A 15,953-nucleotide genomic window follows, 5' to 3' on the forward strand; every position below is an offset into this window, starting at 1 on the left:
ACGGGATCCGTGACGAAACGCGGGCTGGCAGGGACGAGCCGTGGGGCCGCCGCCGCGACTGCCCGTAGAATCGCGCGATGACCCGTGACACCCGCACCGCCTACGAACGCTTCCTGCCCTGGCGGCGCCCCTTCGAGATCGGCGTCTGCGTGGCCAATGCCGTCGTCGGGGCCAGCTTCAACAGCATCACCATGGTCATGGACGCCCACCGGGACGGGTTGAACCTGGCCGATTGGGAACCGGCGGTCTGGGAATGGAGCAGTGCCCTGGCTTGGCTGGCCCTGGTCTGGCCGGTGGCCTGGTTCAGCCGCCGCTTTCCCTTCCACTGGGACACCTGGACCCGCCAGTGGCCCTGGCACCTGCTGGCCAGTGTGGTGGTCTCCGGCGTGCACGTGCTGGCCATGGTCGGCATGCGCACGCTGGCGTACCGCTGGCAGGGCGGGCACTACGACTTCGGGTACTGGCCGGTCGAATGGGGCTACGAATACCTCAAGGACGTGCGCACCTATGCCTTGATGGTGCTGGTGATCGAGTTCTACCGGCTGCTGTTGCGGCGCATGCAGGGCGAGGCGATGGTGCTCGGGCGCCCGGACGACGGGCCGCCGGTGGAGCCGGTGGAGCGGCCGTCCCGCTTCCTGGTCCGCAAGCCGGGGCGCGAGTTCCTGATCGCCGCCGAGGAGATCGAGTGGGCCCAGGCGGCGGGCAACTACGTCAACCTGCGCGTGCGCGGGCACGACTACCCGCTGCGCAGCACCATGGCCACGCTGCAGGCCCAGCTGGATCCGGAGCGGTTCGCGCGCATCCATCGCAGCTACCTGGTCAACCTGGAGCGGGTCGAGTCCATCGAGCCGCTCGAGAGCGGCGACGCCCGGATCCACCTGCGCGACGGCCAGACCCTGCCGTGCAGCCGCAACCATCGCGGGGCGCTGCGCTCCTCGGCCTGAAGTCCGGCAAATGATTCGCTGATTTGGCGACGTTGGGCGCCGATGGCCGCGTAATGGCCGTATATCGCGGCTTTTAATCTGTCTTGGCGGCGGTCTTCGCATCCGCCCCGTGCGGCAATTGGCCGCATTGACAAGCGTTCGTCCGGGCGCCGGATCGCTGGCCCGTTCACGTGGACACGACGCCGGTGGGCATTTGAATACACGCGCGATGCGCCCGGCAGGGGCGTCCTCGCCAGGCCGGGCCATATCACCGGGTCCGCCACCCCACGCCAGCCGAGAGCCAGCGATGACCACCCCGAAATCCCCGTCCACCTCCCGCCGTCATTTCATCCAGGCCTTGACCGTCGCGCCGGCGGTCGGCGTGCTGGGCACCGCCCTGGGCGGTTGCAGCGACCGGCCCGCCGCCGCCGGCGGTGCCGTCGGCACCTTGCCCGACGGACGCATGGCCGCCCGTTCGGAGGACGCCAAGTACGAGCCGCGCTATTTCACCCCGGCCGAGTGGAGCTTCCTGGCCGCCGCGGTCGACCGGCTGATCCCCGCCAACGAGGACGGCCCGGGCGCGCTGGAGGCCGGCGTACCCGAATTCCTGGACCGGGAGATGGAATCGGACTACGGCCACGGCGGGCTGTGGTACATGCAGGGCCCGTTCCTGCCGGACACCCCGCCGACGCTGGGCTACCAGCTGCGTTTCACCCCGCGCGAGCTGTACCGCAACGGCATCGCCGCGGTGGAGCGCTGGTGCAGCAAGCAGCACGGCAAGGCCTTCGCCGACCTGGACGAGGCCAGCCGCGACGACATCCTCGGCAAGCTCGAACACGGCGGCATCGAGCTGGACACCGTGCCGGCGGCCAGCTTCTTCGCGCTGTTGCTGACCAACACCAAGGAGGGCTACCTGTCCGACCCGATGTACGGCGGCAACAAGCACATGGGCAGCTGGAAGATGATCGGCTTCCCCGGCGCGCGGGCCGACTTCATCGACTGGTCGGAAAAGCCCAACACGACCTATCCGCTGGGCCCGGTCTCGCTGCGGGGAGAGCGCGCATGATCACCATGAAACCCGTCGATGCGGTGCTGGTCGGCTTCGGCTGGACTGGCGCGATCATGGGCGAGCAGCTCACCGACGCCGGCCTGAAGGTGCTGGCGCTGGAGCGCGGCGAATACCGCGACACCTCGCCCGACTTCGCCTACAACCGCATCATCGACGAACTGGCCTACGGCATCCGCGGCCGCCTGTTCCAGCCGCTGGCCAAGGAGACGGTGACCGTGCGCCACGCCGTCGGCGACACGGCGGTCCCATACCGGCAGTACGGCTCGTTCCTGCTCGGCAACAACGTCGGTGGCGCCGGCGCGCACTGGAACGGGCAGACCTACCGGCCCTCGCCGGAGGACATGAACCTGCGCAGCCACGTCGAGCAGCGCTACGGCCGCGGCTTCATGCCCCAGGACATGACCATCCAGGACTACGGCATCGACTACGAGGAGCTGGAGCCGTTCTTCGACCGCTTCGAATACATCTGCGGTACCTCGGGCAAGGCCGGCAACCTGGGCGGGAAGATCGTCGAGGGCGGCAATCCGTTCGAGGGCGCGCGTTCGCGCGAGTATCCCAACCCGCCGATGGCCGACATCTACTCGGCCACGCTGTTCGCCGAGGCGGCCAAGGGGCTGGGCTTCCATCCGTTCCCGCAGCCGTCCTCCAACGCCTCGCAGCCGTACACCAATCCGCTGGGCGTGCGCCTGGGGCCCTGCAACTACTGCGGCTACTGCGAGCGCTTCGGCTGCTTCATGTATTCCAAGGCCTCGCCGCAGACCACCATCCTGCCGGTGCTGATGCAACGGCCCAACTTCGAGCTGCGCACCGGCAGCCACGTCACCCGGGTCGTGCTCGATTCCACCGGCAAGCGCGCCACCGGCGTGGTCTACCTGGACGGCCAGGGCCGGGAGGTGTTCCAGCCGGCCGACATCGTGGTGCTGTCGGCCTACCAGATGCACAACGTGCGCCTGCTGCTGCTGTCCGGCATCGGCACCCCCTACGATCCGGTCAGCGGCAAGGGCACGGTCGGCAAGAACTACGCCTACCAGATGATGAGCAGCATCCAGCTGTTCTACGACAAGGACACCGCGATCAACCCGTTCATCGGCGCCGGCGCGGGCGGCTTCCAGATCGTGGACGACTTCAACTCCGACCACTTCGACCACGCCGCGCATGGCTTCGTCGGCGGCGCCTACATCTACGGCGGGCAGACCGGCGGGCGGCCGCTGCAGCAGCTGATGCTGCCCCCGGGCACGCCCGGCTGGGGCGCGGGCTGGAAGAAGGCGGCCAAGGACAACTACCTGCACGCGGCCAGCATCGGCATTCACGGCTCGGTGATGGCCTACCGCGACCGCTACCTGGACCTGGACCCGACCTACAAGGATGCCTTCGGCCTGCCGCTGCTGCGCATGACCTTCGACTGGCACGACAACGAATACAAGATGTCGCGGTTCGTCACCGACAAGGCCGAGCAGATCGCCAAGGCGATGAACCCCCGGCAGTACACCGTCAGCGTCAAGAAGCCGGGCGACCACTACGACGTGCGCGTGTACCAGACCACGCACACCACCGGCGGTGCGATCGTCGGCACCGATCCGTCCACCAGCGTGCTCAACCGCTACCTGCAGAGCTGGGACGTGCCCAACGTGTTCGTCATGGGGGCCTCGGCCTTCCCGCAGAACATCGGCTACAACCCGACCGGCCTGGTCGGCGCGCTGGCCTACTGGTCCGCCAAGGCGATCCGCGAGCAGTACCTCAAGAACCCGGGGGCGATGGTGCACGCACGAACACGACCTCGACATCGAACAAGCGCCGCCGCTGGCCGTGGATCGTGCTGGCCATCCTCGTGGTACTGGGCCTGGCGGCCTGGCTGGGCAGCTATGCGTTGCGCGGCGGGGGCGATCCCAAGGCCGGCCCGCCCGTCGCCGTCACCCCGGCGCTCGTCGCCAGGGGCGCCTACCTGGCCCGCGCCGGCGATTGCGTGGCCTGCCACACCGCGCCGGGCGGCGCGCCGTTCGCCGGCGGCCTGCCGATCGCCTCGCCGATCGGCAAGATCTATTCCAGCAACATCACCCCGGACCGCGACAGCGGCATCGGCGGCTGGAGCTACGGCCAGTTCGAGCGGGCGGTGCGCCGCGGCATCGGCCACGACGGCACGCCGCTGTACCCGGCCATGCCGTTCCCGTCCTATGCCCGCGTCACCGACGAGGACGTGGCCGCGCTGTACGCCTATTTCATGCAGGGCGTGCGGCCGGTGAGCCAGAAGGACAAGCCCACCGACATCCCCTGGCCGCTGTCGCTGCGCTGGCCGCTGGCCTGGTGGCGCACCCTGTTCGCGCCCACGCCGGAGAAGGCGCTGGCGGCGGCCGCACCGGCCGATCCGGCGGTGGCGCGGGGCGCCTACCTGGTCGGGGGCCTGGGGCATTGCGGCTCCTGCCATACGCCGCGCGCGCTCACCCTGCAGGAGAAGGCATTGAGCGATGCCGACGGCTCGCTGTACCTGAGCGGCGGGTCGGCCGACAACTGGATCGCGCCGAGCCTGCGCGGCGAGCCGGTGAGCGGGCTGGGGCAGTGGAGCCCGGAGAAGATCGCGACCTTCCTCCAGACCGGCCGCACCGACGACAGCGCCGCTTTCGGCGGCATGGCCGACGTGGTCCAGCACAGCACCGGCTACATGGACGCGGAGGACCTCAAGGCGATCGCGGCCTACCTCAAGACGCTCGCGCCCCACCGCCAGGAGACGGCGGCGCAGGACGACGGCAAGGCCGCCGCGACCCTGCTGGCCGCCACGCCCGGCGACGACCTCGGCGCACGGGTGTACCTGGACACCTGCAACACCTGCCACCGCAGCAAGGGCCAGGGCTGGCAGGGCGTGTATCCGGCGCTGGCGGGCAACGCGGCGGTCAACAGCGCCGACCCGACCGGCCTGATCAACCTGGTGATCAGCGGCGGCATCATGCCCACCACCCGGGCCGCGCCGGCGCAGTTCGCGATGCCGGCCTTCGGCGAGCGCCTGAGCGATGCCGACGTGGCGGCGGTGCTGACCTTCGTGCGCAGGAGCTGGGGCAACCAGGCCGCGGCGGTGGATCCGGCCAAGGTGAAATCGGTGCGGGCGGCGCTGAAGACACCGGAAAACCCGTATTCGCTCTACGACCCGCGCCAGAACCAGCCGCAGACCCAGCGCAACCAGGAAGGCACGTCCCGGGCGGAAGACGCCGCCGCGCAGTGACGCATCGGCCTGCGCGTCGCGTCCCGCTGCGGCGGGGCGCGGCGACGGGCTCAGCGTGCCGCGGCCGGAACCGGGCGCGGCAGCGCCATCGCGATGCTCAGCATTCCGTCGCGCCAGTGCGCGTCCACCCGCCCGCCATGCAGCTGCACGATCGCCCGGACGATGGCCAGCCCCAGGCCGTGGCCCTGGCGGCTGCCGGTGCGCGCGGGATCGGGCCGGTAGAAGCGGTCGAAGAGATGGTCCAGCTGCTCCGGCGCGAGTGCGGCGGCCGGATTGGCCACGGTGACGTTCACCGTCGCGGCGCCGGCGTCGATGCGGATGTGCACCGGGCCGCCGTCGCCGTGGCGCAGGGCGTTGTCCAGCAGGTTGGTGATCGCCATGGCGTACAGCGAATCCTCCACGGGCAAGCCGGCATCGCCGTCCACGACCACGGCGATGCCGGCGTCCTCCAGCAGCACGTCCATGAACTCGACCGCGCGAAGCGTCTCGGCACGCAGCGAGACCTCCTGCCGGTCGCGCGCCGTCTCGCCGCGGTCGGCCCGCGCCAGGAACAGCATCGCGTTGACGATGCGGCGCAGGCGCTCGAGCTCCTCGAGGTTGGATTGCAGCACGTCCTCCAGGGCACGCGCCGTCCGTGACCGCGACAGCGCCACCTGGGTCTCGCCGATCAGGTTGGCCAGCGGCGTGCGCAGCTCGTGGGCGACATCGGCGTTGAACGCGGACAGCTGCAGGCAGGTGTGCTCGAGCCGCTCCAGCGCGCCGTTGAACGACACCACCAGGCCTTCCAGTTCCGCGGGCAGGTCCTGCTCGGGCAGGCGCCGGCCCAGGTCGCTGCCGCCCAGCTGGCGGGCATGCGCGGACAGGCGATCCGCCGGTGCCAGGCCAAGCCGGGCGATGCGCCAGCCCAGCGCGAACACCGCCAGCGTCGACAGCAGCAGGATCAGGCCGATGGCCACCGCGACCGCGACCACGGTCCTGTCCAGGTCGTGCATCGCGCTGGCGATCATCAGCCGGGTCGGCGGCCGGGCCCCGCTGGCCGGCAGCAAGTGCTCGAGCACCAGGTAGCGTTGTCCGTCCAGGCGCCCCTGGCGATAGACCTCGCCGTCGCGGCCGGCCTGGTCGCCGGTATCACGCAGCGCCATGCGGTGCAGCGTGGCGCCGCCGAAGGCGAAGCGCGGATCGGCGCTGTCGGCGAGGAAGTAGAGGCTGCCGTCGTCGGGGCTGAAATCGGCCACCTTGCCGGCAAGGTGCTGCCACGCGGCGGGGGTATCGGCATGGCGGGCCAGGCGCTCGACGATGACGAACCGGGCATGCAGCTCCTCGCGCTTGTGGCGCTGCAGCTCGTGGGCCATGAACACGAACAGGGCGACCGCGGCGATGCTGAGCACGCCGACCACGGCCAGCCCGAACATGCCGCCGAGCCGGGTGGCCAGCGAGCGGCCGATCACGGCGCCTCCTCGCGCAGCTCCAGCAGGTAGCCCATGCCGCGCACGGTGTGCAGCAGGTCCGGCCGGCCGGGCTCCTCCAGCTTGGCGCGCAGCCGGGCGACGGCCACCTCCACGACATTGGTGCCGGTGTCGAAGTGGATGTCCCACACCGCCTCGGTGATCGCGGTCTTGGACAGGACCTGGCCACGGTGGCGGGCGAGCAGGGCCAGCAGGGCGAACTCGCGCGCACTGAGGTTGAGTCGGCGCCGGCCGCGGCTGGCGCGGCGCGCGATCAGGTCCACGTGCAGGTCGCCGATCTGGAACCGCGTGGCCTCGTGGCCGCGCCCGCGCCGGGTGATGGCCTGCAGCCTCGCGAGCAGTTCCAGGAAGGAGAACGGCTTGACCAGGTAGTCGTCCGCACCCGCGCCCAGGCCATCGACGCGATCCTCGATGCGGTCGCGCGCGGTCAGCATGATCACCGGCGTATCGCGCCGGGCGCGCAGCTCGCGCAGGACCTGCAGGCCATCCAGCCCGGGCAGCATGATGTCCAGCACCACCGCGTCATGGTCGCCGGCCAGGGCCAGCTCCAGGCCTTCCTCGCCGCGGTGGGCCACGTCGATGGCGAAACCCTGCTCGCGCAGGCCGCGGGCCAGGTAGCGGGCGGTCTTCTCCTCGTCCTCGACGATCAGGATCCTCATGCGTCCCGATGGTACGACGGCCCGGCCGGCGCGACAGGCACGCCGGCCGGGCGTCGCGGTGCCGCCGGCGGGCAGGGCGGCCGCGTCACGGCGCGTTCGAGGATCCCGCCTGCATCGCGTCCTCGCGCCGGCGCTGGGCACGGCCGAGCAGCAGCCCGTTGCCGGCCCAGGCCAGCGCCAGTCCGGCACCGATCAGCATCGCCGCGCCGGCATGGCTGCCGAGCAGGTCGATCAGGTGCTTGGCCCAGCCGCTGATCGCATCGCCGCCGCGGTAGACGACGGTATCGACGAAGTTCTTGGCCTTGTACTTCTGCTCCGCGCCGACCACGGTATAGAGCATCTCCCGCCCCGGCCGGACCAGTGCGTACTCGCCGGCGCGGCGCACCACCATCACCACGGCCAGCACCGCGAACACCGGCGCCAGGGCCAGCCACAGGAAGCCCGCGGCGACCACCAGCGGTACCGCCACGAGCAGCACGCCCACGCCCAGGCGCTGGGCGAGGCGGCCGGTGAAGAAGAACTGGGTCAGCAGGGCCAGGGCCTGGACGACGATGTCGATGATGCCGAACACCTGGGTCTGGCGGGTCTGGTCGGGGAACGTGGAGGCCACCAGCCGGGCCTGCTCGAAATAGAGGAAGGTGCTGGCCGTGGCCAGCAGCAGGACGAAGCTGGCGATGCCGAGCAGGTAGGGCGAGTGCAGCACCGCGGTCGCCCCGGCGAACGGGTTGCCGCCGAGCGGGCGCGAGCGCAGGTGGGCCTCGCCCCCGGCGAGGGGATGGCGGTCGCGCCAGCCCTGCAGCCAGGCGGCGGCGCCGGCGCTGCCGGCCAGCAGGACCGCCGACAGCACCAGCAGCCCGGCGTGGCCCAGCGGCTCGACCAGTAGCGTGCCCAGGATCGGGCCGGTCAGGCCGCCCAGGCTGGAGCCGCTGGCCATCAGCGCGAACAGGCGCTTGGCCTGGTCGGCGGGGAAGATGTCGGCCAGCACGCTCCAGGCCAGCGAGATCGTCAGCAGGTTGAACACCGACAGCCAGATGTAGAACGTGCGGGCGATGACGACATTGCCCGGGTCCACCGCCATGGATACGGCGAAGGCCAGCAGGTTGAGCACGAAGAAGGCGTAGGTCCACGGCAGGATGCGGCGGCGGCGCACCCGGGACGCCAGCCAGCCGAACAGCGGCAGGGCCGCCAGGGTGGCGACGAAGGTGCCGGTGAACAGCCATTGCAGGTTGCGCACGCCGCCGGCCACGCCCATGGTCTCGCGCACCGGGCGCAGCATGAAATAGCCGGCGAACAGCAGGAAGAACATCGCCAGCGCGGCCAGCGTAGGGGCCAGCTCGCCGTCGCGCACGCCGAGCAGGCGCGCCGGCCAGGTGCGGGCGGGAAGGTCAGGCGAGGGCACGGATCACGTCCTGCTGCTGCGCCGCCGTCAGCAGGCGCCCATGGCCGGCGGCCAGCTGGTCGCGCTGGCGATCCGGGCGGCTGGTGGCCGGGATCACCGCGGTCACCCCGGGCCCGCTCAGGGCGAACTTGAGGAAGATCTGCGCCCACGAGGCGGCGCCCACCTCGCCTGCCCAGGCGGGCAGCGGCCGGCCTTCCACCCGCGCGAACAGGCGGCCGTCGTCGTAGGCGCGGTTGATGATCACCGCGATACCGCTGTCGCGGGCCAGCGGCAGCACCGTCCTGGCCGCCTCGGTGGCGTTGGGCGAGTAGTTGATCTGGATGAAGTCCGGCTTGTGCGCGCGCATGATCCGTTCCATCTCGGCCAGTCCCGCCGCGGTGTAGTGGGTCACGCCGACATAGCGGGTCTTGCCCTGGGCCTTCAGTTCGCGGGCATAGGGCAACTGGTGCTGCCAGTCGCGCAGGTTGTGCACCTGCAGCAGCTCGACCCGGTCGGTACGCAGGCGCCGCAGCGATTCCTGCCACTGCGCCTCGGCGGCCGGGCGGCTGTCGGCGGCGATCTTGGTGGCCAGGAAGCAGCGCTCGCGCCAGCCGCCCTCGGCCAGCAGCGCGCCCAGCGCGTTATCGGCGCCGCTGTAGTTGGGCGAGGTATCGATCAGGCGTGCGCCGGCATCGAAGAAGACCTCGAGCACCTGCCTTAGCTGGTTCCATTTCTCGGTGCCGGGCGTGGCCTCGAAGCTGCCCGAGGTGCCCGCGCCGATGACCGGCAGCTGCTCGCCGCTGGCCGGGATCGGCCGGGTGATCAATGCGCCCGCGGCCGGCTGGGCGCGGAGCGGCGGCGCCACGGGCAGGCCGGCCAGCGCGGCCACCGACAGGGCACCCCCCAGGAACTGGCGACGGCTCGTGGTCATGGCTCGGTTCTCCGTATTGGGCAAGGCTACGATCCTAGGGGGGCGGCGTGGTGGACGGCTGACGGCCGGCTGACAATCGTGTCAGGTTCGTGGCGGCGCCCGGGTCGCTGCGGGCGGCCGGATGCGGGCGCAACTGGTAGAATTGGCGTTCTTTGGTTAGCCGAATCCGACGCGATGATCGAACTGAATCCGATCCGCCAGCGAATCACCGATCTGAACGATCGGATGGTCTCGCTGAGGGGGTATCTTTGACTACGACGCCAAGAAGGAGCGTCTAGAGGAAGTCACCCGGGAGCTGGAAATCCCGGACATCTGGAACGACCCGGAGCGCGCCCAGGCGCTGGGCCGCGAGCGCGCCACCCTGGAGAAGTTCGTCGGCGGCATCTCCGATGTCCAGGAAGGCCTGGCCGAGGCCAACGAGCTGCTGGACCTGGCCGAGAGCGAGCAGGATGAGGAGACCGCGCAGGCCGTGGTGGCCGACGTGGACCGCTACCAGCACGACGTGGAGCGCCTGGAGTTCCACCGCATGTTCTCCGGCAAGATGGACAGCTCCAATGCGTTCGTGGACATCCAGGCCGGTGCCGGCGGCACCGAGGCGCAGGACTGGGCCGAGATGCTGCTGCGCATGTACCTGCGCTGGTGCGAATCGCGCGGCTGGAAGACCGAGATGATGGAAGTGTCCGCCGGCGAAGTGGCGGGCATCAAGTCGGCCACCTTCCGCGTGGAAGGCGACTTCGCCTACGGCTGGCTCAAGACCGAGATCGGCGTGCACCGGCTGGTGCGCAAGAGCCCGTTCGACTCGGACAACCGCCGCCATACCAGCTTCACCTCGGTGTTCGTCTCGCCGGAAGTGGACGATGACATCGACATCGAGATCAACCCGGCCGACCTGAAGACCGACGTGTACCGCTCCTCCGGTGCCGGCGGCCAGCACGTCAACAAGACCGAGTCGGCGGTGCGCATCCACCACATGCCCACCGGCGTGGTGGTGGCCTGCCAGACCGAGCGCAGCCAGCATGCCAACCGCGACCGCGCGATGAAGATGCTGAAGGCCAAGCTGTACGAGCTGGAAGTGCAGAAGCGCAACGCCGAGCGCGACGCGGTGGAGGCGACCAAGTCCGACATCGGCTGGGGCAGCCAGATCCGCAACTACGTGCTCGACCAGAGCCGCATCAAGGACCTGCGCACCGGCATCGAGCGCAGCGACACCCAGAAGGTGCTGGACGGCGACCTGGACGAGTTCGTCGAGGCCAGCCTGAAGGCGGGCCTGGAGGCCGGCGCCAAACGCGTCGACGCCTGAGTCCGGCGAGCGGCACCGCGCGCCGCTCCTTTTCCGTCCCATCGAACCACCGAGCCGCCATGACCGACCAGACCCCCACCTCCCAGCCCGCCGTCGACGAGAACAGCCTGATCGCCGAGCGCCGCGCCAAGCTCAAGGCGCTGCGCGGGCAGGGCATCGCCTATCCCAACGACTTCCGCCGCGTCGAGTTCGCCGGCGAGCTGCAGGACGAGTACGCCGACGCCGGACAGTGGACGCACGACACGCTGGAAGCCTTGCCGCGGCAGGTGAAGCTCGCCGGCCGGCTGATGGCCAAGCGGGTGATGGGCAAGGCCAGCTTCGCCCAGATCCAGGACGAGTCCGGGCGCATCCAGGTGTTCCTGCAGGCCAACGTGCTCGGCCCGGCCTACGACGCCTTCAAGGGCTGGGACGTGGGCGACATCGTCGGCGTGGAGGGCGGGCTGACCCGCACCAAGACCGGCGAACTGTCGGTCAAGGCCGCCTCGCTGCGCCTGCTGACCAAGTCGCTGCGGCCGCTGCCGGACAAGTGGCACGGCCTGAGCGACGTCGAGCAGCGCTACCGCCAGCGCTATGTCGACCTGATCGTCAATCCCGAATCGCGCGAGGTGTTCGTCAAGCGCTCCAAGATCATCCGCGCCATCCGCGCCTGGCTGGATGCGCGCCACTTCCTGGAAGTGGAGACGCCGATGATGCAGGTCATCCCCGGCGGCGCCACCGCCAAGCCCTTCGTCACCCACCACAACGCGCTGGACATCGACCTGTACCTGCGCATCGCCCCGGAGCTGTACCTCAAGCGGCTGGTGGTGGGCGGCTTCGAGCGCGTCTACGAGATCAACCGCAACTTCCGCAACGAGGGCGTGTCCACCCGGCACAACCCCGAGTTCACCATGCTCGAGCTGTACCAGGCCTACGCCACCTATACCGGGATCATGGACCTGACCGAGGCGGTGATCCGCGACGTCGCCTCCCAGGTGCTGGGCACCACCGTGTTCCCCTGGGACGGCACCGACATCGACGTCGGCCCGGCGTTCCGCCGCTGGCGCATGGACGAGGCGGTCTGCCACTACAACCAGGAGATCGCCGCCGCCGAGACCACCGACCGCGACGCGCTGGCGCGCCACTGCGAGCGGCTGAAGATCAAGACCAAGCCCGCCTGGGGCTGGGGCAAGCTGCTGCAGGAGATCTTCGAGGCCACGGTGGAGGACAAGCTGGTGCAGCCGACCTTCATCACCTCGCACCCGGTGGAGGTCTCGCCGCTGGCGCGTGCCAGCGACACCGATCCGGGCTATACCGACCGCTTCGAGCTGTTCATCAACGGCAAGGAGATCGCCAACGGCTTCTCCGAGCTCAACGACCCGGAAGACCAGTCCGCGCGCTTCAAGGCGCAGGTGGCCGCGCTGGAAGGCGGCGACGACGAGGCGATGCACTACGACGCCGACTACATCCGTGCGCTGGAGTACGGCATGCCGCCGACCGGCGGCCTGGGCATCGGCATCGACCGGCTGGTGATGCTGCTGACCGGCAGCAGCTCCATCCGCGACGTACTGCTGTTTCCGTACATGCGTCCGGAAAGCTGAACCACGTCGCGAAAACGGTGGGGACGGGATCGTCCTGTCCCGGCCGTTTTGTGCGTATTCTGTAACGCCTGACGGTTCGGCTGCCGCGGCCGGGCGGTCGCAGGCTACGGAGGGGTCGATGCATATCCAGCATGCCATCCATACTTTGCCGGTCAGTTCCTCCCCCGACGACGATGCCGGCGTGCAGCCGGAAGGCAGCGGCGGCCTGAACATCGTCATCGTCGATGACCAGACCTCCGCACGCACCATGCTGCGGCGCGTCATCGAGAACATCACCCCGGAGCTGCATGTCCACGACTTCGGCGATCCGCTGCAGGCGCTGGCCTGGAGCGAGCAGGCGCCGGTGGACCTGGTGCTGCTGGACTACCGCATGCCCGGCATGGACGGGCTGGAATTCGCGCGGCGCTTCCGGCGCCTGCCGCGCCACCGCGACATTCCGATCATCCTGATCACCGTGGTCGGGGACGAACCGGTGCGCCAGGCCGCGCTCGAGGCGGGCGTGATCGATTTCCTGGTCAAGCCGATCCGCCCGCGCGAGCTGCGGGCGCGCTGCCACAACCTGCTGCAGCTGCGCCAGCACAGCGAGAACGCCAAGCAGCGTGCCCTGTCGCTGGAGCAGCGGCTGCTGGCCAGCATGAACGAACTGGAGGAGCGCGAGCGCGAGACGCTCTCGCGCCTGGCGCGGGCCATCGAGTACCGCGACATCGGCACCAGCGCGTTCCTGGAGCGGATGTCGCGCGTGGCCGGGTTGATCGCCGAGCAGTTGGGGTTGTCGGAGGACGAGGCGCGGCTGATCGAGATGGCCGCGCCGCTGCACGACATGGGCAAGATCGCCATTCCCGACGCGATCCTGCTCAAGGCCGGGCCGCTCACCGACGAGGAACGCATGGTCATGCGCCGGCATCCGCGCATCGGCTACGAACTGCTCAGCGGCAGCCGCAACCGCTTCATCCAGATCGGGGCGCTGATCGCGCTGCGCCACCACGAGCGCTACGACGGCAGCGGCTATCCGGACGGCCTGGTCGGGGAAGCCATCCCGCTGGAAGCCCGCATCGTGGCCGTGGCGGACGTGTTCGACGCGCTGCTCTCGCCGCGCCCGTACAAGCCGGCCTGGACGGTGGACGCCGCGCTGGCCTACCTGTACGCCCAGCGCGGCCGCCTGTTCGACCCGCATTGCGTGGAGGCCTTGCTCAAGGCCAAGGATCGCCTGCTGGAGATATGCCAGCAGTGCTCCATCGCCAGCAGCCGGCCGGCGGCATCATGAATCCCGGCGTCTGGTACGGGTTGCGTGATCGACTGCGGCGCCGCGCCGACAGCGAACATGGCCAGGCGTTCACCCGTGTTGCCATGGTCACCACGATCCTGGCCTATGAACTGCTGTCCCGCGACCACTGGGGCGCCGCACAAAGAAATTTCGACTACGTCGTTGCCTTGACGGTGATCTCCCTGTGCCTGGCGTTGGCGCTGCTGGGCTGGCTGCTGTGGCGGCCGCAGCGCTCGGACTTCCGGCGCGTGGTGGGCATGTTGGCCGACTACGGCCTGATGGCCATGGCCATGAGCGCGGTAGGCAAGCCCATGGCCTGGATCTACGTCGTTGTGATGTGGGTCACCATCGGCAACGGACTGCGCTATGGCAACCGCTACCTCATGCTGGCGGTGGGCCTGTCGCTGGCCAGCTTCGGTTTCACGCTGGCCACCAATACCTATTGGCACGAGAACCTCTCGCTCGGCCTTGGCCTGTTGGCCGGCCTGGCGGCGATCCCGTTGTACCTGTCGCGCTTGCTGCTCGCGCTGACCCGGGCCACGGAGGAGGCCCGCCGTGCCAGCGAAGCCAAGAGCCGCTTCCTGGCCAACATGAGCCACGAGTTCCGCACGCCGCTCAATGGCCTGTCCGGCATGGCCGAGGTCCTGGCCACCACGCGCCTGGACGATGAACAGCGCGAGTGCCTGAATACCATCCAGGCATCCACGCGCAGCCTGCTGGCGCTGGTGGAGGAGGTGCTGGACATATCCGCCATCGAGGCCGGCAAGGCACGACTGAATCGCCAGGACTTCTCGCTGCGCGAAGTGCTCGACGCGGTGGGCTTGATCCTGGAGCCGCAGGCGCGTGCCCATGGCCTGGCCTACGTGGCGAACGTGGACGCGGACGTGCCCGATCGTCTGTTCGGGGATGCGGATCACCTGCGCCAGATCCTGTTGAACCTGGCCGGCAACGGCATCAAGTTCACCGACCGCGGCGGTGTAACGGTGCAGGTGCGCACGCTGCATTCGAAGGAAGGCAGCGCCATCTGGTTGCGGGTGGAGATCGCCGACACCGGTATCGGTATCCCGGCGGCGATGCGGGACAGGATCTTCGATGCCTTCGAACAGGGCGATGCCGGGTTGTCGCGGCGCTATCAGGGCAGCGGCCTGGGCACCACCATCGCGAAGGGGTTGGTGGAGGCGCTCGGTGGCAACATCGGGCTGGAGGCCAATGTGCCGCAGGGCAGTCGTTTCTGGGTCGAGTTGCCGTTCGAGCCGGGAACGCCGGTATCGATGCTGGCGGCACGCCAGGCCGAGGCGGACAAGCACGGGGCGAACGTCATCGCCTTCTCGGACCCATTCCTGCGCCATCGTGCACGCGTGCGCAGCATGCACATCCTGGTCGCCGACGACAACGAGGCCAACCGCATGGTCTTGGAACGCCTGTTGCAGAAGGCCGGCCACCGCGTAGGCAGCATGCCGGGAGGCGAGCCGGTACTCGATGCGCTGGTCGAAGGCGATTACGACGCGGCCATCATCGACTTGCACATGCCGGGCATGAGCGGCCTCGACATGCTGCGCCAATTGAAGATGCTGCAGGTTTCGGGGGCCCCGCAGGTTCCGGTGATCGTGCTCAGCGCGGACGTGACGCCCGAGTCGATCCGCCGTTGCGAGCAGGCCGGTGCCCGTGCGTTCCTGCCCAAGCCGGTAGTGGCGTCGCGGTTGCTGGACACGCTGGCCGAAGTCGCCGCCACGCAGTCCAGTGCCCGTGGGCTGGTGGCGGCACCCCCACCGGCGGAGACGGGCGGTGGCACCGACATGGCGCTGGATCCGAGCGTGCTCGACGAGTTGGCCGAGCTGGGTCTGGGTGCGGAATTCGAACGCGAATTCATCGGCCAGTGCCTGGGCGATGCGGCGCGCTGCATGGCCGCGCTCGAAGTGGCCGGCCAGCAGCAGGCGTGGGAGACGATGCGCGAACAGGCCCACGCGCTCAAGGGCATTGCCGGCAACCTCGGCATGCCGCGACTGGCACGGCATGCCGGGGAACTGATGCGGTTGCAGGACTGGCAGTTGCGCTCGGAATGGACTCGCCGGCTCAAGGACCTCGGTTCGGCACAGGAAGAAGGGCAACGGGCGCTCGCGCGGCGTCGTGGGCAAAGCGATTCGCAGGGCAGCAGTGTTCCGTGAATGCCGGCGG

12 protein-coding genes are annotated in these 15,953 nt (G+C 69.7%); 8 read left to right on the forward strand and 4 right to left on the reverse strand.

From position 1 onward, the window contains the following. Window positions 1–77 precede the first annotated feature (77 nt). The 4 genes from BN3794_RS07405 (at window position 78) to BN3794_RS17055 (ending at window position 5,203) form a co-directional block, all read left to right on the forward strand. Complete coding sequence (locus BN3794_RS07405; RefSeq protein ID WP_066095499.1) at window positions 78–944, forward strand: LytTR family DNA-binding domain-containing protein; 867 nt, start codon at window positions 78–80, stop codon at window positions 942–944. 286 nt (window positions 945–1,230) lie between these two features. After that, the gene (locus BN3794_RS07410; protein ID WP_066095502.1) at window positions 1,231–1,989 is read left to right on the forward strand and encodes a gluconate 2-dehydrogenase subunit 3 family protein; all 759 of its coding nucleotides are present in this window, start codon (window positions 1,231–1,233) and stop codon (window positions 1,987–1,989) included. After that, the gene (locus tag BN3794_RS16985; RefSeq protein ID WP_328585343.1) at window positions 1,986–4,232 is read left to right on the forward strand and encodes a GMC family oxidoreductase; all 2,247 of its coding nucleotides are present in this window, start codon (window positions 1,986–1,988) and stop codon (window positions 4,230–4,232) included. Before BN3794_RS07410 ends, BN3794_RS16985 begins: the two co-directional genes overlap by 4 nt. A 416-nt stretch (window positions 4,233–4,648) precedes the next feature. Further along, entirely contained in the window at window positions 4,649–5,203 is a 555-nt protein-coding gene (locus tag BN3794_RS17055; RefSeq protein WP_425476710.1) for a c-type cytochrome, read from the forward strand. Window positions 5,204–5,253: 50 nt separating this feature from the next. Here the strand turns inward: BN3794_RS17055 and BN3794_RS07425 are convergent, their stop codons facing one another. From BN3794_RS07425 to BN3794_RS07440, 4 genes are all read right to left on the reverse strand, one after another. Beyond that, the gene (locus BN3794_RS07425; RefSeq protein ID WP_078059639.1) at window positions 5,254–6,651 is read right to left on the reverse strand and encodes a heavy metal sensor histidine kinase; all 1,398 of its coding nucleotides are present in this window, start codon (window positions 6,649–6,651) and stop codon (window positions 5,254–5,256) included. After that, on the reverse strand, window positions 6,648–7,328 hold the full coding sequence (locus BN3794_RS07430; protein ID WP_066095506.1) for a heavy metal response regulator transcription factor: 681 nt from the start codon (window positions 7,326–7,328) through the stop codon (window positions 6,648–6,650). Before BN3794_RS07430 ends, BN3794_RS07425 begins: the two co-directional genes overlap by 4 nt. A gap of 85 nt (window positions 7,329–7,413) precedes the next feature. After that, on the reverse strand, window positions 7,414–8,727 hold the full coding sequence (locus BN3794_RS07435) for an NTP/NDP exchange transporter (protein WP_236493198.1): 1,314 nt from the start codon (window positions 8,725–8,727) through the stop codon (window positions 7,414–7,416). Next, window positions 8,714–9,637, reverse strand: a complete 924-nt coding sequence (locus tag BN3794_RS07440; protein WP_066095509.1) for an aldo/keto reductase — start codon at window positions 9,635–9,637, stop codon at window positions 8,714–8,716. Before BN3794_RS07440 ends, BN3794_RS07435 begins: the two co-directional genes overlap by 14 nt. A gap of 174 nt (window positions 9,638–9,811) precedes the next feature. Here BN3794_RS07440 and prfB point away from each other — a divergent pair. The 4 genes from prfB (at window position 9,812) to BN3794_RS07460 (ending at window position 15,943) form a co-directional block, all read left to right on the forward strand. Beyond that, a protein-coding gene (gene prfB / locus BN3794_RS07445; RefSeq protein WP_147675690.1) for a peptide chain release factor 2 occupies window positions 9,812–10,937 on the forward strand; the annotation gives its coding sequence in 2 pieces (ribosomal slippage) (window positions 9,812–9,886 and window positions 9,888–10,937; 1,125 coding nt in all). A 59-nt stretch (window positions 10,938–10,996) separates the two neighbouring features. After that, window positions 10,997–12,514, forward strand: a complete 1,518-nt coding sequence (gene lysS / locus BN3794_RS07450; protein ID WP_066095515.1) for a lysine--tRNA ligase — start codon at window positions 10,997–10,999, stop codon at window positions 12,512–12,514. A 118-nt stretch (window positions 12,515–12,632) separates the two neighbouring features. Next, window positions 12,633–13,778: a cyclic di-GMP phosphodiesterase response regulator RpfG gene (gene rpfG, locus BN3794_RS07455; RefSeq protein WP_078059640.1), complete on the forward strand. Its 1,146-nt coding sequence runs from the start codon at window positions 12,633–12,635 to the stop codon at window positions 13,776–13,778. Then, on the forward strand, window positions 13,775–15,943 hold the full coding sequence (locus BN3794_RS07460; RefSeq protein ID WP_066097145.1) for an ATP-binding protein: 2,169 nt from the start codon (window positions 13,775–13,777) through the stop codon (window positions 15,941–15,943). The genes rpfG and BN3794_RS07460 overlap by 4 nt, the downstream gene beginning before the upstream one ends. Window positions 15,944–15,953 lie beyond the last annotated feature (10 nt).

Origin of the sequence: Xanthomonas massiliensis (genome assembly GCF_900018785.1) — a bacterium.
Lineage (GTDB): Bacteria > Pseudomonadota > Gammaproteobacteria > Xanthomonadales > Xanthomonadaceae > Xanthomonas_B > Xanthomonas_B massiliensis.